This window comes from Companilactobacillus nantensis DSM 16982, from assembly GCF_001435815.1.
Lineage (GTDB): Bacteria > Bacillota > Bacilli > Lactobacillales > Lactobacillaceae > Companilactobacillus > Companilactobacillus nantensis.
Window position 1 is genome coordinate 19244 of record NZ_AZFV01000007.1, and the last position, 24969, is coordinate 44212.

Here is a 24969-nt window from a genome sequence, read left to right on the forward strand (position 1 = left end):
GAATTTGTCGCTTACACTTGGAGGCGGCATATTTAATAAACTTTCAGCAGATGAGAGGTGATCCAATGAGGGAACTTTTAAACAATTTAAATCGCTTAAATCGCGTTTATGATCAACTCGACTTATTAAATTTTCGAGCTCATAAAAATTTTCCTTTAACATTTAACAAAGAAGACAGCAAAAAATTGCTGCCACAAAATAAACGGCTTTATTTCAGTTATTCTTATCTAAACAAAGAAAAAACACGTCTAACCAATTTGGTTTTAAACCAAGTAATTGATTTACGTGCTCCTCAATTTGATAAGGATTCGACGATTCATCCCCAATTGATCGATAAGGCACTTCGGCTTAGAAATATTGATCAAACACATCAAGAAACTAATTTTGAACTACCAACTCGTAATCGAAAAATCAATAAATTAAAACAATTGATTGCCATGATCGAAGATGAACAAATCAATCCTTGTCGGGGTTATTTGAATCAAATTTATGTCATTTTATTATTGAATAATTTAATGCCACTAGAAATTCGTCACGAACCATATCAAGCTGGTGAATTACTTCATAACGCCGATTTTCGTACGAAACTTTTACAATTTGATTATGACCGTTATCTCTATCAAGAATTTCGCCCAGAAAATTATTTAAAATTCTTGATCTACAGTTTAACTAATCGTTTACCAACTTACATTCGTTCCTACGACGTCCGTGATATCAACCCTGAAGCGGCTGAATGTGGCTTTTCTAGTATTGCTTATGAAATTGTCATTGATGGTGTCAAAGAGTGTTATATCACCTTTAAAGGGACAGAAGCCAACGTTGATCAGTCGATTAAATCTCGAAGTAAGCGATTCGAAAAATCTATTCTTGAAAATTATAAGGATTGGGATTATAACGTTAATTCTATTTTGATTGGTAGCACCAAGGAAGATCGACAATTAATTGTTGCTCGTGACTTCATTCGCTACTTGAATAGTCAAATTGCTTCACAATCTTTAGTCTATGGAATCGGTCATTCGCTCGGAGGACATTTTGTCCAAACGTTGCAACTAATGGACCACTGTTTTGATGCTGGTTACACGCTGAATTCGGCTCCCATTAATTTAAAGTTAGTGAAAAATGTTAAGCCTGATTTATTTAGTCCCGATACTTGGGAAAAACTTTTCAATTTAACTGACGATTCGGATGGTACGAAATTCATTACACCTGCTTTAAACAATGAAATTAAACGACTTCTTCCCTACGACTATTCAGAAATCATCAACGAATGCTTTGAACAAGATATGACCCAAGTCTTTTATGAATTGCCGGCCACTATTTGGATTGGTCAAAAATGGGAATACAACCTCAGCAATTGGAAATATCCATTCAAAAATCATCCCCGTGCCTATTTGAGTAGTGGTGAAATTCACGCTTATCAACATTTCTTTGAAGAATTATTTGCTTACTTATCAAGTTCTGACAATGGTCGACAAGTTGTCCGTAACAGCTTTAGTTTCATCAATGCCCGCACAAAAAATCTGCGTGACACAATTGGTGAACAAAAAACTGCTAAATATTTCTTCGACTATTCAAATTATTTATATCAGTCTGGCGTCTTTGCCGATCAACCACAAATGGTCAGTAAAAAATTTATTGAACAAAATAATTCACTCTTCCGAGGATCGTTACGTGAGTGGCCTTTCTTAAGGAGTATAAACTTTGATATGTTCAGTCTAGCGACCTATTTCCACGTTATCGATGGAGCTAAACATTTTCTCAATCGGACACCCACTAAATTATAAAGTTTGTAATTTTATTAAAAAAATACTTGCTATTTAATTTTTAGGTGCCTATAATACGAACCAACAAAACGTTGAAGAAAAAAGTAGAAATCTCAAGTACGCCTAGTGAGTCATGTTGAGTGCAAAGTGACCGTCAAGAGACCTTCGAAAATCATTTCTGAGTTCGGTACCGACAAGTAGGTTACCGTGGTTGCCACCATTAACTGGCTAGCAGATAGAATTATTGTCCGTTAAAAAAGTGAGTATTTTTAGAATACCCAAAAAAGGTGGTACCGTTCAACTTGAGCCCTTTTCCTTAGCTGGAAGAGGGCTTTTTTTGTACCAAAATCAACGTGAGTTATGTAGGATTGTTGACTTACCTAGCTATTTATATCTATTGATTGAGCAATTTAATCATTAAATTCATGAAAAAAATGATGAATTATTATTCAATTATCTAGCTGGAGGTTTCATGTGAGGATATGATGCAGTGAAGGTGGCGTTAGGACAACGAAGTTGTTCTTACACCACGGACGTGTTTTGAAATTCGCGGTTTGTGTGGAGTTCAAAACCGAGCCTGGAGACCTTGGCTCCAGGCGGTCCCACAGCATAAATATCCTCACGTTCAACCGGAAGCGGCAGCCAAGTAAAACAATAAAAGAGGTGGTAAAGATGGATTCTGATATTAGTGGCATTAAAAGCCCAGCCCAGATTAGAAACAACATTTTTAGGAGGATTACTTATGAAAGACGATTTAGATTTAACAGGAGAAAAAAGCACTAAACAAAAAGTTTTACACTTACTCGTAGTCAGCTCATTAATTTTTGGAATGTTCTTTGGTTCTGGTAACTTAATTTTTCCAGTTCACTTAGGACAATTAGCTGGTAATAATTGGCTATCAGCAGCCTTTGGTTTTGCAATTTCCGGTTCCCTCTTCCCATTACTAGCAATCATGGCGGTTGTCGTTACTAAAAGTGATGGTTTATACGACCTAGCACGCCCAGTTGGTAAATTCTACGCTGCCTTATTTCTAGTTTTGGTCCACCTCACAATCGGACCTCTGTTTGGTACACCACGTACCGCTGCAACAGCTTTCCAAATGGCTGTTCAACCATTCCTACCAGCAAAATTTGACACCGTCGGGATGTTATTATTCACTGCTGCTTTCTTCGGACTCGCATATACTTTAACTGTTCATCAAAGTCAATTATTGAAATACGTTGGGAAATATCTCAACACTATCTTTTTGGTATTATTAGCCATTGTCTTCGTTGTTGCATTTTTACATCCAATGGGTGGTTTGAACCATATGCCAACACAGGCTTATCAAACTAATTCAACTGTTAGTGGTCTACTTGAAGGTTATAACACAGTTGATGCCGTTGCCTTACTTGCTTTAAGTGTTACTTTTGTCCACGCTGTTAAAGGACTTGGTTATAAAGATCGTGAATTATCAGTTTTAACAGCTAAGGCTGGTTCATTAAGTATTGCCGTTGAAGTTCTAGTCTACTTTGGATTAGTTTTATTAGGTGCTTTCAGTTTGAGCAAATTGACTCTATCGGCTAACGGTGGTGTTGCACTTTCACAAATCGTCGGTTACTATTTTGGCCGATTCGGTGCCGCATTCCTAGGTGTCTTAGTTACGTTGGGAGTTTTCACAACTGCAATGGGATTAGTTGCTTCATTCGCGCAAGATTTCCACAAATTGTTCCCTAAAGTTAGTTACCTAGCTTGGTTGAGAACAACAACTATCCTTTCTTTCGTAGTTGCTAATGCCGGACTTGATAACATCATTGCTTGGTCATTGCCAGTTCTAATGCTACTTTATCCACTCTCACTTGCTTTGATCCTCGTTTCACTAACTGTTCATGCAAAACCATACGCTGGGGTCGTTTATAAGATGACTATTGCGTTTACTGTCTTACCTGCCATCTTTGATATGTTGAACGCTTCACCTGCTGCCGTTACAAATATGAATCTTGTTAAAACTGTTTTAGCAGCTTATCATCAATACGTACCATTAGCTAGTTTAGGACTTGGCTGGGTTGTACCAACTTTTGCTGGTTTCTTCTTAGGTTTAGTTTTAGGAAAATTCGGTGTCTTTGCTAGTGCTGATGAAGCTGTGGAAAGTCGTAATTAATATGGACTACCAAATTGTTAAAACAAATCGACAGACTGATTTTGACAGCGTTAGACAAGTTTATTATCAAACTTGGTCATACTCGTATGTTGGTTTAGTTCCGCAAGCTTTACTAGATAATCTCAATCCTAAAGCAACGTGGCACCCAGAAACGAGAATTGATAATACTTTAGTTGCTTTGACAAAGGATCAGAAGATTGTTGGCGTTTGTACATATGGACCCGCACGTCGACAAGAATATGCTGGATTTGGTGAAATTTATTCACTCTATGTCCTGCCACAATTTCAACATCAGGGCATTGGTCAAAAATTATTCCAGGCTGCTTTAAACACGTTGACAAAGGATTTTACAGAGATTTATTTACTTGTTTTAAAAGACAACTTGATTGCTCGAGCTTTTTACGAACTGTTTGGTTTTGAAGCCAGTGATGACTGCATTGCCGATCAGACTGAATATGGAATTTTACATGAGGTTGTTTATATTAAAAATTAATCAAAAAAGTCGCTTCTAAATTCTTAATGAATTTTAGAAACGACTTTTTAATTTGATATCTTTATTTAACAACAACTTTCATTCCATCTGGAACACTGGCATTGATCCACTTAGCATCAGGAATCGTTAAACGAACACAGCCATGACTGGAACGTTTGCCTAGTTTGTGAGCTTCACTTTCAACGTACTTCCCATTTTTATCGGTTGGTACAGAATGGAACAAGTAAACGCCCCAGTCCTTGAAGGAAGTCCAATAATTGGCACCTTCTTTAGAACTCTCGTTATAAAATGAATCACCACGATTTTGGATTTCAAAAGTCCCCTTAGGTGTCGGTGACTTCTTCTCACCAGTAGCAGCTTTCATCGTGTATAAAGTCTTTTTACCATCTTTAACATAAACCCTTTGCTCTGGAATAGAAACCTCCAAATAGGCATTTTGGTGCTTGTTTAAATCTGGATAATCCTTTGCTTCAGAGGGATGCTTCCACTCATTCAAAATCTTTTTCTTTTCAGCTAATTTTTTAGCTTTTTCAGTCTTCTTAGCTTTCTTAACAACCTTAGCAGATTTCTGTTCTGCTTCGACTGTATGTGTATTATTACTATTCACAACAAATACTACAAAACCTATCATCACTGATCCAATAAGTGCAATGACAGCTGTAATTATTTTTTTATTTTTCATTCATAAATTCCCCGCATGAATATAATCATAATACAGATATTTAAAATGGACAACGGATTTTTAACTAAAGCTAGGAATTTATTTTAGCTGGTTAGAAACGGTATAAAACGGGAATGTGACATAACTGCTTTTTTTCCTAAACATGCTGCATAAACGTGGAACAAAACATAGCTTTTTCCGCTTAAAACAAATAGCTCCAGCAATCCAAAATCGGATTACTGAAGCTATTTGCCTTAATGCTCGAAAGCTGAACATGTTTTGTCCCACTCTCGATAATTTATTTTATTTAAATATTATAGACGTTTGTTTAATTCTTCGCCTAGTTCTTCATAGCCAGGACGACCTAGAAGACCAAACATGTTCTTCTTGTATGCTTCAACACCTGGTTGGTTGAATGGATTGATACCATTCAAGTAACCAGAAATACCAACAGCAATTTCGAAGAAGTACATTAAGTAACCTAAGTTAAAGGCATCTTGTTTTTCAATGTGAACCGACATAACAGGAACGCCACCGTCAGTATGTGCAAGAACAACACCTTCGTAAGCCTTCTTGTTAACAAAGTCCATTGACTTGTTTTCCAAGTATTTCAAACCATCAAGGTTATCTTTTTCAGCAGGAATCTTAACATCATGTCTTGGTGTGTCGATTAGAACAACAGTTTCCATAAGGTTACGACGACCTTCTTGGATATATTGACCTAATGAGTGCAAGTCAGTTGAGAAGTTAGCTGAAGATGGGTAGATACCCTTTTGATCTTTACCTTCAGATTCACCCATCAATTGCTTCCACCATTCACCAAAGTATTGAACGTTTGGTTCGTAGTTTTCTAGCAATTCTGTTGTGTAACCTTTACGGTATAAGATATTTCTCAAAGCAGCATACTTGTAAGCATCGTTCTTTGAAAGATCAGCTGATGAGTAGTCAACACGAGATTGTGCAGCACCCTCCATCAACTTGTCGATGTCGATACCAGCAACGGCGATTGGCAATAGACCAACAGCTGTAAGAACTGAGAAACGACCACCGATATCATCAGGAACAACGAATTCTTCGTAGCCTTCAGCATCTGATTCAGTCTTCAAAGCACCCTTAGCACGGTCAGTTGTAGCATAGATACGACCCTTGGCACCATCAACACCATACTTTTCAATCAACTTAGCTTTCAAAATACGGAAAGCGATTGAAGGCTCTGTAGTTGTACCAGATTTTGAAATAACGTTGATACTGAAGTCACGGTCACCGATAACTTCTAGTAAGTCAGCAATGTAGTTTGGAGAAATTGAGTTACCACAGAAGTAAACTTCTGGAACATCCTTATCATTCTTAACGTTGTAGAATGATGAACTTAGGAAGTCGATTGCAGCACGGGCACCCAAGTATGATCCACCGATTCCGATTCCGATAAATACTTCTGAATCAGATTGGATCTTTTTAGCAGCTTTCTTAATGCGAGCTAATTCATCCTTGTCATAATCAACAGGCAAGTCGATGAAACCACGGAAGTCAGCACCGGCACCGGTACCCTTACGTAATTCGTCATCAGCAGCTGTAACAAGTGCTTGCATTTCGCCAAGTTCGTTTTCGTGAACAAACTTGCTTAATTTTGAATCATCAAATTTAATTTGTGACATTTTCTCTCCTCCATATATATCGTCAAAACTAGATTAATCATTTTCGCAGAAAATTTCAAATTTTTATCAATCTTTTTATCCATTTTCCAACAAAATATAACAAATATCCGACGGCCGCGCCTAGAGTATTGAAGATTACATCATCAATATCAGTGACTCCAGTGTTCAAAATGAACTGTAAAGTCTCAATTGACGTTGAAATCAAGGCACCAATCAGCACTACTTGGAAAAATCCTAGGTGTTTTTTGGTCAGTGCGGGGATAAATACTCCCATTGGTACGAACCACACAATATTACCATATAAATTATAAAAGAAGTCAACTAATGATTGACCTTTTGACAATTTAAATGTTTCAATGAGCGGAATAATGTTTATTTGGGATAATGGTCGATGGAAATAAAATTTGAATTGCCATAAGAAATAGCCATCCCGAAAAACTGTCAAAGCAAAAAGTAGGAAAATATAAAAGGCGAAAACGGTCAAACCAAATTCCCGACCAAAATTCGTCTTTTTATTCTTAAGTTTTACCCAAATGAATCTCAAAACGATAAAAAATAAGGTGTACAATATTGCTTTATCAACAGCATAAAAGGAAAGCCGAATCAATGGAAAATGATTAATTTTCATTGCATATAACCTGTATATGTAATCATATAACGGTCCTAAAAATATCATTTTGCTCATTCTTTCCCACTTTTCACCTATAAGGTATTATACTAACAATTAAGTCTTTTATTTAGACTTTACCAATAATTATTAAAGAATTTTTACAAACAAGGAATTATCTATGAATAAATTAAAAAATATTTTGGACAAAAGACTTGGTTTCATGGGACTCCTCATCTTTTTCCTTTGGATCAAAACAGTCATTGCCTACTACGTGGATTTCTCATTAGGCGTTTCGGACCCGTTACAACATTTGATCCTAATTATTAATCCAATTGCCACAGCTGTTATTTTACTCAGTATAGCGTTATACATCAACCGTCCAAAAATTTCTTACATCGTTATGGGCGTTATCTACGTTTTAGAGTCAGCTCTACTCTATGGCAACATTCTTTACTATCGTGAATTTAGCGATTTTTTGTCGTTTAATACGATTGCCGGCGTTTCAAAAGTTTCGAAAGGCCTTGGTGGCAGTGCTGCCAATATGATGCAGCCACATGATTTTATTTATGGTTTAGATTTCATTATTATCGCAATATTGTTACTTACTCATTATATCAAAATTGACGACCGACCAATGAGAAAATTAACAGCAATTGCGACAACTTTTTTAGGAATCTTTTTCTTTGCTTTCAACTTAACGATTGCCGAAAGTAACCGTCCTCAATTACTCGGTCGGACCTTTGATCGTGCCTACATTGTTAAATACTTGGGACTCAACACTTTTCTAGCTTATGATTCAATTAAGACGGTTCAAAATAACCAAGTTCGTTCTGAAGCAGTTGGGACTGACATGGACGATGTCCTAGCTTATACAAAGCAAAATTATGCGCAACCAAACGCTAAATATTTTGGTAAAGCACAAGGTAAAAATATTATTGTGATTCATCTAGAAAGTTTCCAACAATTTCTAATTAACGATAAAGTTAACGGTCAAGAAGTGACACCGTTTTTGAACAGCCTCTATAACGATAAAAATACGATGTCGTTTGATAATTTTTACCATGAAGTAGGTCAAGGTAAAACGAGTGATGCTGAAAATATGCTCGAAACTGGACTATTCGGTTTACCCGAAGGTTCCCTCTTTTCAAAATTAGGTAGTGACAATACTTTCCAAGCTGCCCCAGCCATTTTGGGACAAAAGGAAGGTTACACTAGCGCCGTTTTCCACGGTAATATCGGAAGTTTCTGGAACCGTGATAATGTTTATAAAAATATGGGTTATAATTACTTCTTCGATTCCAGTTACTATAATAAAACTGATGATTCCAGTTTGGAATATGGTATGAAAGATAAATTGATGCTATCCGAGAGTGTTAAATATCTCGAACAGCTCCAACAACCGTTTTATGCCAAATTTATCACCGTTACAAACCATTATCCATTCCAATTACCGGATGAAGATAATGACGGTTTTCAAGCGCCTGACACTGATAATAGTGCCGTCAATAACTACTTTGTGACCGCTCATTACCTTGATAATGCGTTGAAGGAATTCTTTGATTATTTGAAGTCTAGTGGCATTTATGACAATTCAATGATTGTCCTCTATGGTGATCACTACGGACTCTCCAACAGTCAAAATACAGCTTTATCATCGTTATTAGGCGTTGATAGTAGCGATTGGACTGACTTTAATGATTCACAAATGCAAAAAGTTCCCTTTATGATTCATATGAAAGGACTTAAAGGTGGCATTAATCACACTTATGGTGGCGAAATTGATGTCTTACCAACCCTGCTACATTTAGCTGGTATCAATACGAAGCAATACGTACAATTGGGAACTGATTTATTATCAAATCAACATAATCCCATTGTTATTTTCCGTAACAAGAACTTCATCACACCGCACTACACCGTCTTAAAAGATAGTGATGGCAATCCTGAAGTCTTCAAAAATAACACAGGCGAACAAGTTGACTTGGAACAAGATCCTGAATTGAAACAAAAAGTTGCTAAATGGCAAGATTACGTCAATACGAAATTAAAATTATCGGATACGATCAACAATAAAAACTTGTTACGTTTCTACACGCCAACCGGTTTTACACCAATCGATCCGAAAACTGAGAGTTATCAAAATGAGATTCAAAAACTCGTTCAAACAAGAAATTCACTTGGTTTGAAATCAACTAGTGTCTACTCTAAGAACGGTAATAAATCTACAACCGACCTTTACAACACTGATGCTCCCGAGCTTAACGGCGACCGCTCAGTCATTGATAGTTGGTCGACGATTCTCAAGGGCGATAACGATACAACTAAGTAAGTCAGCGGAAGCTGGCTTTTTTTCTTTTCCGAAATAACGTATTATTAACCAGTGAACTAATTTAGTTATGAGGATAAACATGAAAAAAATTCAATCCATCTTAAACACTAGAATCGGTTTTATGACCTTTTTGATTCTTTGTTTATGGTTAAAAACAATCACTGCGTACTATGTGGATTTCTCTTTAGGCTTAGAAAACTTGTTGCAGCATTTTTTTGCTGTCGTCAATCCATTCGCTACGATTGTTTTATTAATGAGTTTAGCTTTATACATCAATCGCGCTAAATTATCTTATTTAGTTATGGGAATAATTTACTTGGCTGACTCGCTTTTTATTTATAGTAACGTTTTGTATTATCGACAATTTTCAGACTTCATTTCCTTTGGATCAATTACTGGTGTCAGTAAGGTTGCCAAGGGTTTGGGAACTACTACCATTGGTATGATTCAACCTCGTGATGCAATGTACTTAATTGATTTTGTTTTAATCATTATTTTGTTTGCCAGTCATTTCATCAAAATTGATAAGCATCCCTTTCGAAAACTCAACGCCGTGGCAACTACTTGTATAGGCTTAATGCTCTTTTCAGCCGACTTAGCTGGTTCTGAAGCCAATCGTCCCCAACTACTAGGAAGAACTTTTGATCACTCTTACATCGTAAAATATCTCGGTATCAACAGCTTTCTACCTTATGATTCCATTCGATCTCTTCAAAACGACCAAGTCCGATCGAATGCTACTGAAACAGAAATTGACGATGTTCTTGCCTATAATAAGAAAAACTATGTTGCTCCAAATCCAGTTTATTTTGGCAAAGCTAATGGTAAGAACATCATAATTATTCATCTTGAAAGTTTTGAACAATTTTTAATCAACTTTAAACTACCAAATGGTGAGGAAGTAACACCATTTTTAAATAGTCTCTACGGTGATAAGAACACTATCTCCTTTGATAATTTCTATCATGAAGTTGGTACTGGACGTACCAGTGATGCCGAAACAATGCTTGAATCAGGACTTTTCGGACTACCTTCGGGTACTTCATTCTTCACTAAACTTGGTACTGAAAACACCTTCCAAGGAGCTCCAGCCATTTTAGCTCAGAAGAAGGGTTATACGAGTGCTGTTTTCCACGGTAATACTGGTGGTTTTTGGAGTCGGAATATTGTTTATAAGAATCTTGGTTATAATTATTTCTTTGATCAAAGTTATTATGACCACGAAAATCCTGACACACAGTCACTAAATACGTACGGAATCAAAGATAAAATTCTTTTTTCTGAAGGCGTCAAGTATCTCGAACAAATGCAACAGCCGTTTTATGTTAAATTTTTAACAGTTACCAATCATGAATCTTATCAATTCTCTGATGAAGATAATGGTGATTTCCAATCGACCGATAATCCGGATTCTAAAGTCAATCAATACTTCAAAACAGCTCATTATTTAGACAAGTCGGTTGAAGAATTTTTCAATTATTTGAAAGCAACTGGACTTGATAAAAACAGTATGATCGTTCTTTACGGTGACCACTATGGACTTGGGAATGGCCAAGATAGTAAGGACAGAAAGCCAGCTTCTGTTCTCTTTGGTAAAACTCCGGAGACGTGGACAAAGTTTGATACAACGCAAATGCAACGCGTTCCTTTCATGATTCATATGGATGGACTTAAGGGTGGCATCAATCATACTTATGGTGGCGAAATTGATGTCCTACCAACGTTATTACATCTAGCAGGAATCAATACTGACCAATACGTCCAAATGGGAACCGATCTCTTCTCTAAGCAACATAGTCAACTAGTTGCCTTTCGAAATAAAGATTTTGTTACACCAAACTACACTGTTTATCGCGACGGTGATACAGCTCAGGTTTATTCAAATAAAACTGGTGAAGAAATTGATATGCGTGATAATCCCGAATTATTGACTAAAGTCGATAATTGGGAAAAGCGTGTTGATTTGAAGCTCAAGACTTCTGATAACGTCAACAATAAGAATCTGCTTCGTTTCTATACCCCACTAGGATTTATACCTGTTAACCCAACTAATTATTCCTATCAAAACCAAGTTCAACAAATGGAAAAATTACGGGATAGTTTAGGCGACAAATCCACTAGCTTGTATTCACAAAATGGCAATAAATCAACTACTGACCTCTACACTACCGATTCAGTTCAGTTGCAAGATGATCGAACTCCAATTGATAGTTGGTCGTATTTAGATAAGAAATAGCAAAAGGACTAATTCACGTAAAATGAATTAGTCCTTTTTGTTAACTATTTAATTTGATAACGTAAAATTGTTTTCAGCTTCTCAGGTTCAACTCGTCTAGCATCTGACAAGTATATCTCACGATGAATTTTGGAAATACGTTGCTTATTATTATCTGAAACCAGTGCATCGATTTTTTGAAAGCTGGCTGGTTCATCATCGTATTTTCCGACATGAAGAATTTGAGCAACTTCCATTTCTGGAAATTCTTTAATTTCTATTTCAGCAATCTCAGACAAATCCTTTTTAACTTTCACACTTTCCAAAGTTGGCTTAATTAGCTCATCTGGCACAAAATCAGGCACGCGAATCATAATGTCATAACTAAATTCATTTTTATCTAAATGATCTAATTGTTGTCCCTTTTTAGTTAGCGACCAAACACCTTCCAATGGAAATACGACATAATCATCATAAGTTACATCCCTGTCAACGCAAAATTTCTTATAAGCTCCCTTAATACCATAAGCAGCTGGATATAATGTTTGCACTTTTTGACTAAACTCTGGTCCATTGGGGTTTCCCACACCATGTAGTGAAATGAATCTTTGTTTAGGAATTGTTAAAATCACTGGCTGTTTTTTTGTCGAATATAAATCTTTTTCTTGTTTACGCCATTCATATTTCATTTTTCTGACCTCACAGTTATTTAGGTTAATTTTATCCCAATAAAAATAGACTTAGCAATCACTAAGTCTATCAATAATTACAAAAGTGAAACATCTGCTGCACTAACAAATTCATTGGTTGCAACACGGTAATACTTTTGACCATTAATCATAGTATATCTATCGCTATACCATTCGGTATCAGGACTTAAAGCCCGGTCAGTTATCTTATGACCCACTGAATCAACCATATAGACAATTGATTTGCCTTTAACACGAACGATATTATTTTGAGCAGTATAAACATAGACATCACTTGCTTTAACGTACTCATCACTTGCGACACGATAGTATAAAATTCCATCTAAAGTATACTCTTGATCACTGAACCAGCCTGAATCTTTTCCTAGGGCTTTATTAGTAATCAGTTTGCCCTTATTATCGTATAAATTAACATCTTTAGTTGTTGTGGAAACGGTTTGGCTCACTGAACTTGTAGTTCCACCTTTATCTTCGGTGTTGTTATCCTCATTGTTATTATTGCCGTTGTTATGGTGGTTGCCACTACTGCTGCCTCCACCTGTACTCTTCTTTGTATAAACGGCATTTACTGTAATTGGGGTTGTTCCTGCAGCTTTATCTCCAAAAATTCCATCTTTCAATTGACTAGTAATTGCGCCAGACAAAACAGAATTCAAATCTTTTGAAGTAGGAGAATAACTAGCAAATGACTCTGCCGTTCCATCACCAATTTTAATTGTAGACTTATTCAAATCAATTGTTGAATTAGTAGGGGCTGTGATATTGGAATATTTATAACTAGCATCATTTACAGGAATCTTAAACGATGCATCAGTTGACTTATCAGTACCAACTGTTTGTGAAACCGCAATATTGATTGAATCGAGTTTTTTAACTTCAGCTTTAACTGCATATCCTCCATTACCGTCGCCACTGACAGTTCCCGTTTCGTTTTCAATTGAATCCGCAGAATATCCTGGTAGTAATTGACCGATTTGAGAAAGCGTCACCCTTCCGTTTGTAGCTGTTGATAAGTTAACAGATTCACCAGTTGTTCCCTTGTATGTTTTACTTGATTTAACCGGTAAATTTTCCCCAGAGCTACTGTCAGCATATTGAATATAATAATCAACTGACTCAGGTATTACATTAGGTACCCATGTAGTTTGAGTTCTGCCAGTATTCCCTAGAGAATATGTAGATATTAAATCAGTTGTTGATACAGGTTTTACAGTACCCGATGCATCTTTCCATCCGTTGGCAGTGTACTTATTTCCCGCAATCATATATTCAAAAGGATCTGAAGGTAAATCCGAACTAGTAATAACACTATTGGGTCCCAAAGTTAACGATACTAAATGTGTTCCAGTAAACATATTTCTAGTATCTGTCTCCTTTGACATATTCCAATCCGAAATATCAAGGGATTCAAGACTACTATCACCTTTAAACATATTTGAAAAGTCACCAGTATCTGATGTATCAAGTAAGTTTAACCCTGAAATTACCTTAGCATTAGTTAATCCTTCAAACAGTGATTGCTGTATTGCATTTGCTTTTAATTTTCCAACTATATCAACCGAAGTTATTTTACTGTCATAGTCTACCCAGTCAAAATTTCCAGTTCCCTGCGACTGTTCTGGTTTTTCCACGACAGAACCATCAGTACTACCTAACCTCAACTGATAATTATTATCATCACCATTTATTTTATAAACAGCCCAAGTTATTCCAGAGTAATTAAAACCACCATATGCAGTTTCACCATTAACATATGTATATTCATCTTTAGGTTGAACCGTACTTACAGAGTTGACACTTCCAGTTCCACTATCAGCCGCCTGAACATTAATTCCATTAACACCAAACAAAATAGCACTACTTAAAACTGCAACACATGACAACGTAAATTTATTTATTCTAAGTTTCATAATCTTTCCCCCTCGATATAGGTTCCTATGATTCTGAAAAACAAAAAAAGAGCCTCTTAAATAAAAGCTCTCAGATTGAAGACAAATTAGTCTTACTTATTCTAAATTTCGGTTTCGTCTTGAGTCTGAATACACTTTGTAACTATATTCTAACTCAACTTTCTTGATTTTGCTTGTGTTCGTATCCCTCGTCAAACAAGGTTACGATGAAGGTTGTCCCTTCATTAACTTTACTCTTAACTTCAATTTCACCACCATGATTTTCAACCAATTGGTGAACAATTGACAAGCCTAAACCAGACTCGCCGTACTTACGATTCTTACGTGATGGATCAGCTTTATAATAACGATCCCAAATATTTTTAACTTGGTCTTCTGACATCCCAATACCAGTATCGGAAACTGTAAACACTGAAGCATGACGTTCTTCATTACGAATTCCACTGATAAAAATCTTACCATTATTAGTAAATTGGATAGCATTTTGCATGATATTGAAAATCACTTGGACAAAACGGTCGTAATCCGCATATGTCTGCAATTCACCGTCGAATGGCTTGAGAATCAGTTCATCACCTGAAGTTTTAGCTTTCTTCTCCAATTGTGAAGTAATATCAGTCAATGGTTTATTGGCATCAAAAACACGTTTAGCCATCGTAATCTGGTTAGTTCGAATTTTTTCATAATCCAAATTCTCATTAACTAATCGAATCAAACGTTTCGTTTCGTTGCGCATCAATTGAATACTTTGACCCTTAGACTCTTCCGGAATGGCATCATAAGCTAATCCTTCCAAAAGTCCATTGATGGTTGTTAGCGGCGTTCTCATTTCGTGTGAAGCATCGGCCATAAATTCCTTACGGCGTTGTTCCTGACGCTTAATTTCGGTATCAGAGGCCTCTAGTGACTTAACCATTTGGTTGAAATCATCTGCCAAGTCATCTAGCTCATCGCGACCTTTACTTTCAATATGAACTGAGAAATCATTATTGGCAACTTTCTTCGTCGCGCTACGTAAACGATTAATTCGGTTGACCTGATATCTCGACAACAAGAAACTCAAAATAATCGCAGCTAGTAAGGAAATCAACAAGGCAAAATAAAGTCGACTGTTGATTTCACCGATATTTGTTTGCAGTTCAGAAACATCTGAACCAGCCCAAACAGCCGCAATCAATTTACCATTTTGGAACCACGGCGTTAAAACATAGACGTAACTTCGATTGTCATCTTTTCGAAGCCGCGGGTTTCCTTCAGTATTTTGTGGCTTTTGAATATTTCGAATCGTTTTGCCTTGCTTTAGTTTCTTCCAATACGACTGCTTCAAATGTAATTTAACATTCGTTGGTGGTGTTGGATAAACTTGATTATTGTTGTAATCAAAAATAGCAAATTGAACATTTCTTTCCGATAAAACTTGTTCAACAGTTCGAATATTGTCGCCTGTAATATTATGAATTTGCCCAGTTTTCGGATCAGTCTTTAAGGCAATCTTCTCGAGGTTACCGGCATAACTTTCCAAACTTTTATATGTCCGGTTATATTCCCAACTTGTAGAAGCACTCGTTACGGAATACAAAATAATCCCCAGAGTCGTTAAAATAACGATCAAAAAACTCAGCATATTTTGATAAATTAATTTCATTATGCCTTAGCCTTTACTCCTGAATCATCAAATTTGTAGCCGACACCCCAGACAGTTTCGATAACTTGGGGACCAACTTTTTCAATCTTTTGACGAAGTTTTTTAATATGGGCATCAACGGTTCTTTCTTCACCAAAATAGTCGTAATCCCAAACTTGTTCCAACAATTGTTCACGTGAGAATACTTGCTTAGGCTTACTTGCAAGAGTCTTCAACAAATCAAATTCCTTAGGCGTTAAATCGGGAATTTCCTTACCATCTAAGTATGCTTCACGCGTATTAGAATTTAGCTTGAAGAAACCAGTATTGATATCAAAACCATCATCAGCTTCTTCAACCTCAGCGTTGACTGGCGTGCTTTCAGCTAGTTTTTCAGCTAAGTTTTCATCACGTCTGTGAATAGCTTTCATTCGCGCTATCAAAGTAATGGGACTGAATGGTTTCGTTACATAATCGTCAGCGCCAAATTCTAGTCCTAAGACTTGATCACTTTCGGTATCACGGGCTGTTAGCATGATAATCGGAACAGTCTTAGAAACTTTACGAATTTCCTTAGCAACTTCCATCCCATCTTTACCTGGTAAATTAAGGTCCAACGTGATCATATCCCACTTATCGGGGTCCTCATTGAACATGTCGACTGCCTCATTACCATCATATGCGAAACTTGCATCCCACTTTTCCTTTTGGAAAAACATGCCCATCATTTCGGAGACAGATTTGTTATCCTCTATCATTAAAATCTTCATAAATATCACTCCAAGTTTTTAAGAATTTGACTATCTCATTACATTGATAATTGTTAACATATTGTAAGTATACAAAATAAAATTAAGTTGGTGATCTTTTGAAAAAGAATTATCGCGGAACCGTCTTTTTTGATTTAGACGGAACCCTATTAAATGCACAATCTCAAGTTGATGACTCTGTTGCAAAAGCAGTCCATCAAGTCGAACAAAACAATTATTTGCCAGTTATTTGTACTGGTCGCTCTCCCATCGAAATTGATGCCGTAACAAGTACAACTGGTATTGATACTTATATTACTTTAAATGGGGCATTTGTCCAATCTCAAGACAAAGTTGTCTATCAAAAAAATATTGCGCCTGAGCTAGTTAAGGACGTCATGGAATTAGCACACAAATCTGGCGATACAGTATACATGCATACACCAGACAGAACTTTCTTAAGTGGTAATACTCCTTATATTAAAGAATTCTTCCATAAATTACGTCTTGATGTACCAGAAATCGATCCTGATTTTTACAAAAAAGATGACATCCCTATGTTCGTTATCTTAACAGATGGTGATGGCTCCAGTTACGAAACTAAATTCCCTGACTTGCAATTTTACAACACCGGTTATTACTCAATCGATACTGTAGCTAAAGGCGTTTCCAAAATGAGTGGCATCCAACACTTGCTACAGGCTTTAGATTTGGAAGACAAACCTACTTATGCATTTGGCGATGGTACCAATGACTTGCCAATGATTAAGTTTGCCGATTACAGCATTGCCATGGGTAATGGTATAGATTCAGTTAAGGATGCTGCTACTTATGTTACCACTGAAAACGTTAACGGTGGTATTGTTAACGGTTTGAAACACTTTGATTTAATCTAATTTCCTAAACTATTTATTACTATTAAAACTCACTAACCTTGAGGAAAATATAAATTATCGCATTCAAAAAAACGTAATCGCCAGTTATTTTGTTAACTGATGATTACGTTTTTTTAATTGATTATATATAAAGGTTCCTTAGCTTGATTTACTAATACAACATTGTTGGCAACGATATTAGCCATCGCATCTCGTGCTTCAACTGTGGCGTTACCGATATGCGGCGTCAAAATAACATTGTCTAACTTCTTAAAACCAGCAGCTACTTCTGGTTCCTTTTCATAAACATCTAAGGCTGCTCCAGCTAATTCTTTGTTTTGTAAAGCCGTTAACAAAGCAGCTTCGTCAATTACAGGACCACGAGAAACATTGATTAAATAAGCTGAATTTTTCATTTGTTTAAATTGATCAGCACCCAAAATATGTTGTGTTTGGGGCGTCAATGGTGCATGTAACGTCAAAACATCACTTTGACGAATTAACTCATCCATAGAAACAAATTTGGCATTTAATTTTTGTTCAATTTCCGGTGCCAATTGATGACGTTGCGTATAAATGGTTTTCATATCAAAGGCTGCCATTCTTTTAGCAACAGCTTGACCAATTTGACCCATTCCAAAAATACCTAATGTTTTACCAGCTAATTCATGACCTAAGAAGAATAATGGTGCCCAACCAGCAAATCCAGTCGTTCGCATTAACTTGTCACCTTCAACAATGCGGTGTGCTAAGGAAATAATTAAACCAGTTGTTACCTCAGCAGTGGAAACGGTCGAAACCTTTGGTGTATTCGTAACTGGAATATTTTTCTCACGAGCATATTTAACATCAATATTATTGAATCCGGCTCCATAATTAGCAATCAGTTTTAATTGTGGGTCAGCGTCAATCACATCTTGATCAACTTGCGTAGATAGTGGCGTGATTAAATAATCTTTGCCGGCGATACGTTTGATTAATTCATCTTTCGTAATCAAATCATTGCCTGTATAACTTTCCACATTTAATCCTGCCTTTTGCAAGACTTCTAAAGCTGCTTGTGGAATAGCGGCCGTTATGAGAACATTTGCCATATTTTTTTCTCCTTGTTGTTCAACGAATTAATTAGTTGTCATATCGAGCAAAAAGGACGATACCCCAAATAGTATCATCCCAATTTTCTAGGCTTTAACAACAACCTTACCCATCATATGACCACCTTCAACTAACTCAGTAGCCTTCTTAATATTTTCCAAATTAAAACCATGGAAAACCTTCGTAACAGTTGAGTGAATCATACTACTGTCCAGACCATCTGCTAACTTTTCCAAATAAGCTCCCTGGTCTGACATTGAATCTAACTTAAACTTGGCCTTAGTAAACATCCACTCCCAAGCAAAATTAACCGACTTCGATTTCAAATCGGCGATTTGTGATTCACGTAAATTAGTAATTGTTGCGAACGTTCCAAATGGCTTAATTAATTCTACGATTTCTTTCCAATGTGGATCATTATCGCTCAAGCCAACAATGTAATCGACATTTTCAATTCCTAAATCATGAACTTGGTTAATTAAGTCCTGATGATGGTTGACCACAAGATCCGCTCCAAGGTCCTTGACCCAATCGACCTTCTCCGGTGTTGAGGCAGTCGCAATTACTCTTAAACCGGCTAAATGAGCCAATTGAGTGGCAATTGAACCAACACCACCGGCCCCGTTAATAATTAAAATTGTTTTATTACGATTATCAACGGCTGGATTGATATTTAATTTTTCGAAAAGTAATTCACTAGCTGTCAAAGTTACCAATGGCATAGCAACACTTTTTTCAATCGAAGTTTCCTTAGGTGCGTGGGCAACGATTCGTTCATCAATAATTTCATATTCTTGATTTGAACCATCGCGCGTATAGTCACCAGCAAAGAAAACTTTGTCACCAATTTTAAAATTCTCGACTTCAGAACCAGTTTCTTCAACCACACCATAACCGTCGTATCCCAAAATTTTTGGTTCACTCAACTTGTCCGTGATATTCTTTCTAGTTGCAATATCAACTGGATTAATTGAAATTCCCTCAATTTTAACTAACAAATCACGGCCAGTAGCTGTTTCCTTAGTCTTATCAAATTCTACAAAACTATCTATTTTATTGTCAGTAACACCAAATGCTTTCATTTATCCAACCTTCTTTTCACGTTAACTCCATTCTATAACAAATAAGTTAGTGAGAAAATTTTTATCCCCCGTGATAATTATATTTATGTATGCCGCTTCCAAGAGCAAGAAATTTAGGTCGCTGTTAATGAATGGTAATTTTCCAATGGTTGTTTTTTATAGTTTTAACATAATTAACTAGCATCACATGTTAAATACTAAAAAAAGCATTACCAGCTAATCCCTTTAAATTAACCGATAATACTTAACAATTAATAATTTTGTACTCTAAATATTTTTCAATATTAGATTGAGGTTAAATTATTTGATCTTCTTTCAGCAAACACTTTTACTTGATAGACTTTGATTTTTAATTATCTCTGAAGGGTGAGTTTATTTAGAATCATTAATTTATCAATGCAAGGAGTCTGTTGTTTGTTCGGAATCATCCGATGCAAGTGTTAGTTATTGCTTTTTATTTATTAAATTTTTATTTTGGGGTTTTGAAATTAGGGTTAAAAAAGCAATAATCGCCAACGCTACGGTAACCCAAAGTAAGACATTATCAGTTAAAGTTTTGGGACCAACTTTCCCTAATTGATTCCAAACAACTGGCGCAAAGAAAGCACTGATAATTGTCGCAATAGTCAAAAAGCTACTGAGAGTATTAACTTGATTTGGCTTGAGTCCTGCATTACTAGTAAAAACTAAATAAGGACCTGTGTAAGAGTAAATATAATTGAAGAAAATAGCTGAACCGATGGCAACACTTGAATTATTAGTGGTCCAAAGTAACAAGACAGCCATTGAAGCACCAGCATAACCAAGCGTCAAAGTAAATCGATGTAATCGTTGATGCAAGTATCCAAATGTTAACCCAGCAATGAGTCCACCTATATTCATGGCTGCTAGAGTTAAGTTAATCACTTGAGCATTACCGAACTGGTGGATTTCAAAGTAACTGGGTAGCTTTAACTGAACGCCCCAAATTAATAAGTAGGTTAGAAAAGTTAACGCAATTAATTTCCACTGACGGCTAGGTAGTTTGATCGAATGAGTAGTATCTTCTTCTTTGACTACTGGTTCTGGAACGAAAAATCCAACTAATATAGCAATGATAAACAATATCATATGCAACCAGAAAACTGCATGCCAACTTAAACTGATGAGTAATCCGGCTAAACCTAAAAGTAAGGCATTTCCCAAAGCCGACAAACCGGTTTGATAACCCAATAATCGAGCTCGCAAGTTTCCGTGGTATGTGTGTGCGATTAAACTGATAGCATGCGGCGAGAATAGACCAATTCCCAGTCCTAATAGTATTCGACTAAACATTATTAACCAAAAGTTATTGGTTAATGCGGGAATCAATCCACATAATCCACTGATTACTAACCCACTAATTACAACTTTGCGAAGGTTAAATTTTCTGACTAAATAGGGGTTTAGTAGCAAAGTTAATAAGGCACTGAGATTAGCAATCGTAACTAACCATTCAATAAACGTTGTCGGTATCGTTGGAAAAGTTTGTTTTAATTGTGGAATAATTCCCGTAATGACAGTCGTAATTCCACTAACAGTTGAAAGACTGAGAATACTGATTGTTGTTTTAGCAGATACTTGTTTCATAATTAGTGTTCCAAGAATTTATCAATCGTTTGTAAAACACCTTGGTCTTGATTATTGGCAGTAGTTTGGTCAGCCACAGCAGATACGTTAGCTTGAGCATTTTCCATAGCCACGCCGCATCCTACTTCACGCAACATTTCTAAATCGTTACCTCCATCACCAAAAGCCATCATTTCACTCAAATCAATATTCAAAATTTGACCAAGTTCTTTGAGTCCAGCAGCTTTATTAAGTCCTAGTTGAATGACGTCAATATCACCGTGACCACTACTTGTCGGTTCAGCTAAACCAACTAATGATTCACGAAGTTGCTCAACAATATTGTCAGTTTCTGCAACAGGACAACTAATAGCAAATTTTAAAATATCATCATCAATTGATTCAAAATCATCCATCACTTCTAAATGATGGTAGTAGTGTCGCATTTCTTCAACATGTTCAGAATCCATTGTAGAAAGAGCATATGCACTCTTAGCACCACAAACAAGAAGTTTCAAATTAGGAATAGCTTGAATTTTATCTAAAATTGTCTGAACGTTATTTTGACTAAAAGCATGCTTGGCAAAAGTTTGTTTGGTGTTACGAATATAGGCACCATTTTCCGAAATATAAATAATATCTGGATAGTCTTTAAAGAAAGATTTGAGTTGGAAATATTGATTCCCACTAGCAACGACAAATTGAATTTGTTGGCTTTGGAGTTCTTGATATAGCCGTGCAAATTTTGCTTCATCATAAGTCATATCTGAACGTAAAAAAGTTCCGTCCATATCAGTTGCAATAAGTTTGATCATAGTAATTTACCTCGTTATTAATTGATAGCAGTAGTTTAGCATCTGAATAACTTGAACAAGGGACATTTTTAAAAGCAACTAGTATCAATTTGATAATCTTTAGCAAAATTATTGCGATATTCACTGGGAGTGATTCCCTTCCAAGCTTTAAAATTACGGTTAAAAGTCTTTCCGCTTGAAAAGCCACAACTGGCGGCAACGTAATCAATTGTCCGGTCAGTTTCGAGCAACAAACGTCGTGAATTCAATAGGCGTATCAAACGCAAATACTGATTGACTGACATTTGAATATTGGCATTAAACTGTTTATTTAAGGTTGTCAAAGAAATATGATGTTTACTTGCCAAAATATTGCCGTCAAGCTCTTCAGCGTAATTTTGATTAATTTGTACCATAACATCATCGACCAAATTTGAATTGGGACTTACATCCTTATTACTATGTGATTGCGTAAAATTTTCACCTAATTCATTTAACAAACCGTAAAAATGACTCAAAACATTTAATCGTGAAAGATCAGTTAAAGGTTCACGTAAGATTTGTTGAATTGCTAGTAAATGATTTTTAATCCGTTGATATGATTGATGGTGCCTGTGCGCTGAATCAATTCCTTTTAAAATAAGTTGCCAATCCTTGCTTTGGGGAACTTGTTGTTGTAAAAAATTATCATCAATAATTAAGCCAAACTCCAAATAATGTTCATTTCTCAGTGCAGTGGCACTGTGAATTTCTCGATGATTAGTTGCCCAAATATCACCAGGTTGAAAGCGTTTTGTTTGCCCATCAATCACAAAATTTACTGGTCCACCCTGAACCAAATAATTAATTTCAATTTCTTGATGCCAATGTGGATTTACATGAATCGTTTGAGAGTCATGCTCGTAAAATTTAAAAGGCAATTGTGCCAATGATTGCACCGTTTCATGTAGAATTTTCATTTAAGTTACCAGTCTTTTTAGAATATGCGTTAATAATATCTTATTTAATTTAATTAATAAAGCCAAACAATAGTATTTATTAAACCAATATGCTACTAGAACAAAAAAACGACCTCCAAAATGGAAGTCGTTTTTTCAATATTCAAATGTATTAACCAATAATCTCAACAGTTGCACTAGTAATTCCGTATGAAGGAATCATACTATTTGGCATTGCCATATCGATTTGGTATGGATTGTCATAGGCGAATGTACCTGTATCATTAACGGTACGATAGTAGACATCCCCTTGAGCTGTAGTAATCTTCAAACGTGACCAACGTGGAATCACACTTAGATTTGTAGCAACTCCTGAATAACCCATGTCTGATCCTAAAACAGCTGGATCGTAAAAACTAATTTTAAATGTACCAACATTTTTACCTGTTGATTGCATTTCGACTGGTGGCTCTGCGGCCGCTTGTGTAATAGCTTGTTGTGATGCTTCGATTTGTTCTGGTTGTGAAGTTTGGACTGGTGCATGGTCAACATCTGAATCGTCTGATTGTGATGTGACGTCCCCCATATTTGGATCCTTTTCACTATGACTGATACCAGGCATAAATTCCTTATTGTCTGATAACGATACTTTTTTGTTTAGTGTATAAGCATCGCCACTAACTGCTTGTTTTGTTTCCAAGTTAGTTAATGTCTTTTGAAAATCTGTTGTATTACTTACTTGGCTTGATGATGAATCTGCAGCATAGGCAACTGAATATCCCATACCCCCTGTAATTATCAAACTAATGATAAGTAGTGCATCTAATTTAATTTGCTTTAGCAACTAATCTCTCCCCGGTTTTATGTTTACCAGAGGCAACTATACAAGATGAATATAACAAACATATTACAGGAATAATAAGAAATTTCTGTTGAACTCATTTTTTGTAACATTCTCGTAATAAGGGTCAAATAATACTAAATATATTATTAGTAATTACACAAAGTGAAGAATTTTAACATATTGTGATACTTTTAGCAATATTTTTGTAACCGATTACGATAAAAATAAAAAAATGTTTGTTTGCGAGAACAAATATTTGTTGAATAAATTTTTTTGTGATAATTTAGAAATATCGAAAGTGATGGAGGAATTTTAAATGTCAAAAAAAATTGCTGTTGTTGTAGGTAGTCTACGTAAAGGATCATATTCAAAGCAAATTGCTAAGAACATGATGAAGTTGTTCCCTAGTGACTACGAATTAGAATTTTTGGAATTTGGTAACTTGCCACTATATAGTGAAGATATTGATACACCAGAAACAGTTCCCGCTGAATATACTGCATTCAGAGACCAAATTAAGGCTGCTGACGGTGTCTTGTTCGTTACACCCGAATATAACCGTTCAATCCCTGGTGGCTTAAAGAACGCTATTGATGTTGGTTCACGTCCTTATGGTGAAAATGCTTGGAATAACAAGCCAGCTGCTGTTGTCAGCGTCTCACCTGGTGCTATCAGTGGTTTTGGTGCTAACCATGCCCTACGTCAATCATTGGTATTCTTAAATATGCCTACATTACAACAACCAGAAGCTTACATCGGAAATGTTACAAAGATTCTTGATGAAGATGGTAACGTTGCTGAAGGTACTGTTGGCTTCTTACAAAGTATTGTTGATGCTTATGTTGGTTTAGTAAATAGATACTAAAATATGTCGTTATCCGGTTACTCATTGTTT

General features: G+C 36.0%; 20 protein-coding genes. 7 read left to right on the forward strand and 13 right to left on the reverse strand.

The window, feature by feature from the left end; genetic code table 11:
- The first annotated feature begins 65 nt into the window (after nt 1-65).
- The 3 genes from FD31_RS04150 (at nt 66) to FD31_RS04160 (ending at nt 4396) form a co-directional block, all read left to right on the forward strand.
- Nucleotides 66-1784 carry a DUF6792 domain-containing protein gene (locus FD31_RS04150; RefSeq protein ID WP_057891584.1) on the forward strand — a complete coding sequence of 573 codons (1719 nt, stop codon included), beginning with the start codon at nt 66-68 and terminating at the stop codon, nt 1782-1784.
- Nucleotides 1785-2505: 721 nt separating this feature from the next.
- Complete coding sequence (gene brnQ / locus FD31_RS04155; RefSeq protein WP_057891507.1) at nt 2506-3903, forward strand: branched-chain amino acid transport system II carrier protein; 1398 nt, start codon at nt 2506-2508, stop codon at nt 3901-3903.
- 1 nt (nt 3904) lies between these two features.
- Nucleotides 3905-4396: a GNAT family N-acetyltransferase gene (locus FD31_RS04160; protein ID WP_057891508.1), complete on the forward strand. Its 492-nt coding sequence runs from the start codon at nt 3905-3907 to the stop codon at nt 4394-4396.
- Between the two features lie 61 nt (nt 4397-4457).
- Here the strand turns inward: FD31_RS04160 and FD31_RS04165 are convergent, their stop codons facing one another.
- From FD31_RS04165 to FD31_RS04175, 3 genes are all read right to left on the reverse strand, one after another.
- On the reverse strand, nt 4458-5078 hold the full coding sequence (locus FD31_RS04165; protein ID WP_057891509.1) for a L,D-transpeptidase: 621 nt from the start codon (nt 5076-5078) through the stop codon (nt 4458-4460).
- Between the two features lie 293 nt (nt 5079-5371).
- Entirely contained in the window at nt 5372-6712 is a 1341-nt protein-coding gene (locus FD31_RS04170) for a glucose-6-phosphate isomerase (RefSeq protein ID WP_057891510.1), read from the reverse strand.
- Between the two features lie 55 nt (nt 6713-6767).
- The gene (locus FD31_RS04175; RefSeq protein WP_057891585.1) at nt 6768-7388 is read right to left on the reverse strand and encodes a VanZ family protein; all 621 of its coding nucleotides are present in this window, start codon (nt 7386-7388) and stop codon (nt 6768-6770) included.
- 112 nt (nt 7389-7500) lie between these two features.
- Between FD31_RS04175 and FD31_RS04180 the strand changes: the two genes are divergently transcribed.
- Nucleotides 7501-9651, forward strand: a complete 2151-nt coding sequence (locus FD31_RS04180) for an LTA synthase family protein (RefSeq protein WP_057891511.1) — start codon at nt 7501-7503, stop codon at nt 9649-9651.
- Nucleotides 9652-9730: 79 nt separating this feature from the next.
- Complete coding sequence (locus FD31_RS04185; RefSeq protein ID WP_057891512.1) at nt 9731-11887, forward strand: LTA synthase family protein; 2157 nt, start codon at nt 9731-9733, stop codon at nt 11885-11887.
- Between the two features lie 44 nt (nt 11888-11931).
- Here FD31_RS04185 and FD31_RS04190 read toward each other — a convergent pair whose 3' ends face one another.
- The 4 genes from FD31_RS04190 to FD31_RS04205 form a co-directional block, all read right to left on the reverse strand.
- Nucleotides 11932-12555 carry a GyrI-like domain-containing protein gene (locus FD31_RS04190; RefSeq protein WP_057891513.1) on the reverse strand — a complete coding sequence of 208 codons (624 nt, stop codon included), beginning with the start codon at nt 12553-12555 and terminating at the stop codon, nt 11932-11934.
- A gap of 77 nt (nt 12556-12632) precedes the next feature.
- On the reverse strand, nt 12633-14486 hold the full coding sequence (locus tag FD31_RS04195) for an SLAP domain-containing protein (protein ID WP_057891514.1): 1854 nt from the start codon (nt 14484-14486) through the stop codon (nt 12633-12635).
- Between the two features lie 154 nt (nt 14487-14640).
- The gene (locus tag FD31_RS04200; protein ID WP_057891515.1) at nt 14641-16131 is read right to left on the reverse strand and encodes a sensor histidine kinase; all 1491 of its coding nucleotides are present in this window, start codon (nt 16129-16131) and stop codon (nt 14641-14643) included.
- Nucleotides 16131-16880 (reverse strand): response regulator transcription factor, encoded by a 750-nt coding sequence (locus FD31_RS04205; protein ID WP_057891516.1) that lies wholly within the window; start codon nt 16878-16880, stop codon nt 16131-16133. The genes FD31_RS04200 and FD31_RS04205 overlap by 1 nt, the downstream gene beginning before the upstream one ends.
- Before the next feature lie 98 nt (nt 16881-16978).
- On the opposite strand from FD31_RS04205, the gene FD31_RS04210 reads away from it, so the two are divergent.
- Complete coding sequence (locus FD31_RS04210; RefSeq protein WP_057891517.1) at nt 16979-17755, forward strand: Cof-type HAD-IIB family hydrolase; 777 nt, start codon at nt 16979-16981, stop codon at nt 17753-17755.
- 113 nt (nt 17756-17868) lie between these two features.
- On the opposite strand, the gene FD31_RS04215 is transcribed toward FD31_RS04210, so the two are convergent.
- From FD31_RS04215 to FD31_RS14320, 6 genes are all read right to left on the reverse strand, one after another.
- The gene (locus tag FD31_RS04215; protein WP_057891518.1) at nt 17869-18828 is read right to left on the reverse strand and encodes a 2-hydroxyacid dehydrogenase family protein; all 960 of its coding nucleotides are present in this window, start codon (nt 18826-18828) and stop codon (nt 17869-17871) included.
- Between the two features lie 87 nt (nt 18829-18915).
- Nucleotides 18916-19911 (reverse strand): zinc-binding alcohol dehydrogenase family protein, encoded by a 996-nt coding sequence (locus FD31_RS04220; protein ID WP_057891519.1) that lies wholly within the window; start codon nt 19909-19911, stop codon nt 18916-18918.
- A 444-nt stretch (nt 19912-20355) separates the two neighbouring features.
- On the reverse strand, nt 20356-21519 hold the full coding sequence (locus tag FD31_RS04225; protein WP_057891520.1) for an MFS transporter: 1164 nt from the start codon (nt 21517-21519) through the stop codon (nt 20356-20358).
- A 2-nt stretch (nt 21520-21521) separates the two neighbouring features.
- Nucleotides 21522-22313, reverse strand: coding sequence for a Cof-type HAD-IIB family hydrolase (locus tag FD31_RS04230; RefSeq protein WP_057891521.1), 792 nt, complete (start codon nt 22311-22313; stop codon nt 21522-21524).
- A 68-nt stretch (nt 22314-22381) separates the two neighbouring features.
- Nucleotides 22382-23251 carry a helix-turn-helix domain-containing protein gene (locus tag FD31_RS04235; protein WP_057891522.1) on the reverse strand — a complete coding sequence of 290 codons (870 nt, stop codon included), beginning with the start codon at nt 23249-23251 and terminating at the stop codon, nt 22382-22384.
- A 151-nt stretch (nt 23252-23402) separates the two neighbouring features.
- On the reverse strand, nt 23403-24074 hold the full coding sequence (locus FD31_RS14320) for an RlpA-like double-psi beta-barrel domain-containing protein (RefSeq protein WP_057891523.1): 672 nt from the start codon (nt 24072-24074) through the stop codon (nt 23403-23405).
- Nucleotides 24075-24390: 316 nt separating this feature from the next.
- Between FD31_RS14320 and FD31_RS04245 the strand changes: the two genes are divergently transcribed.
- Entirely contained in the window at nt 24391-24939 is a 549-nt protein-coding gene (locus tag FD31_RS04245) for an NADPH-dependent FMN reductase (RefSeq protein ID WP_057891524.1), read from the forward strand.
- The last annotated feature ends 30 nt before the right edge of the window (nt 24940-24969 follow it).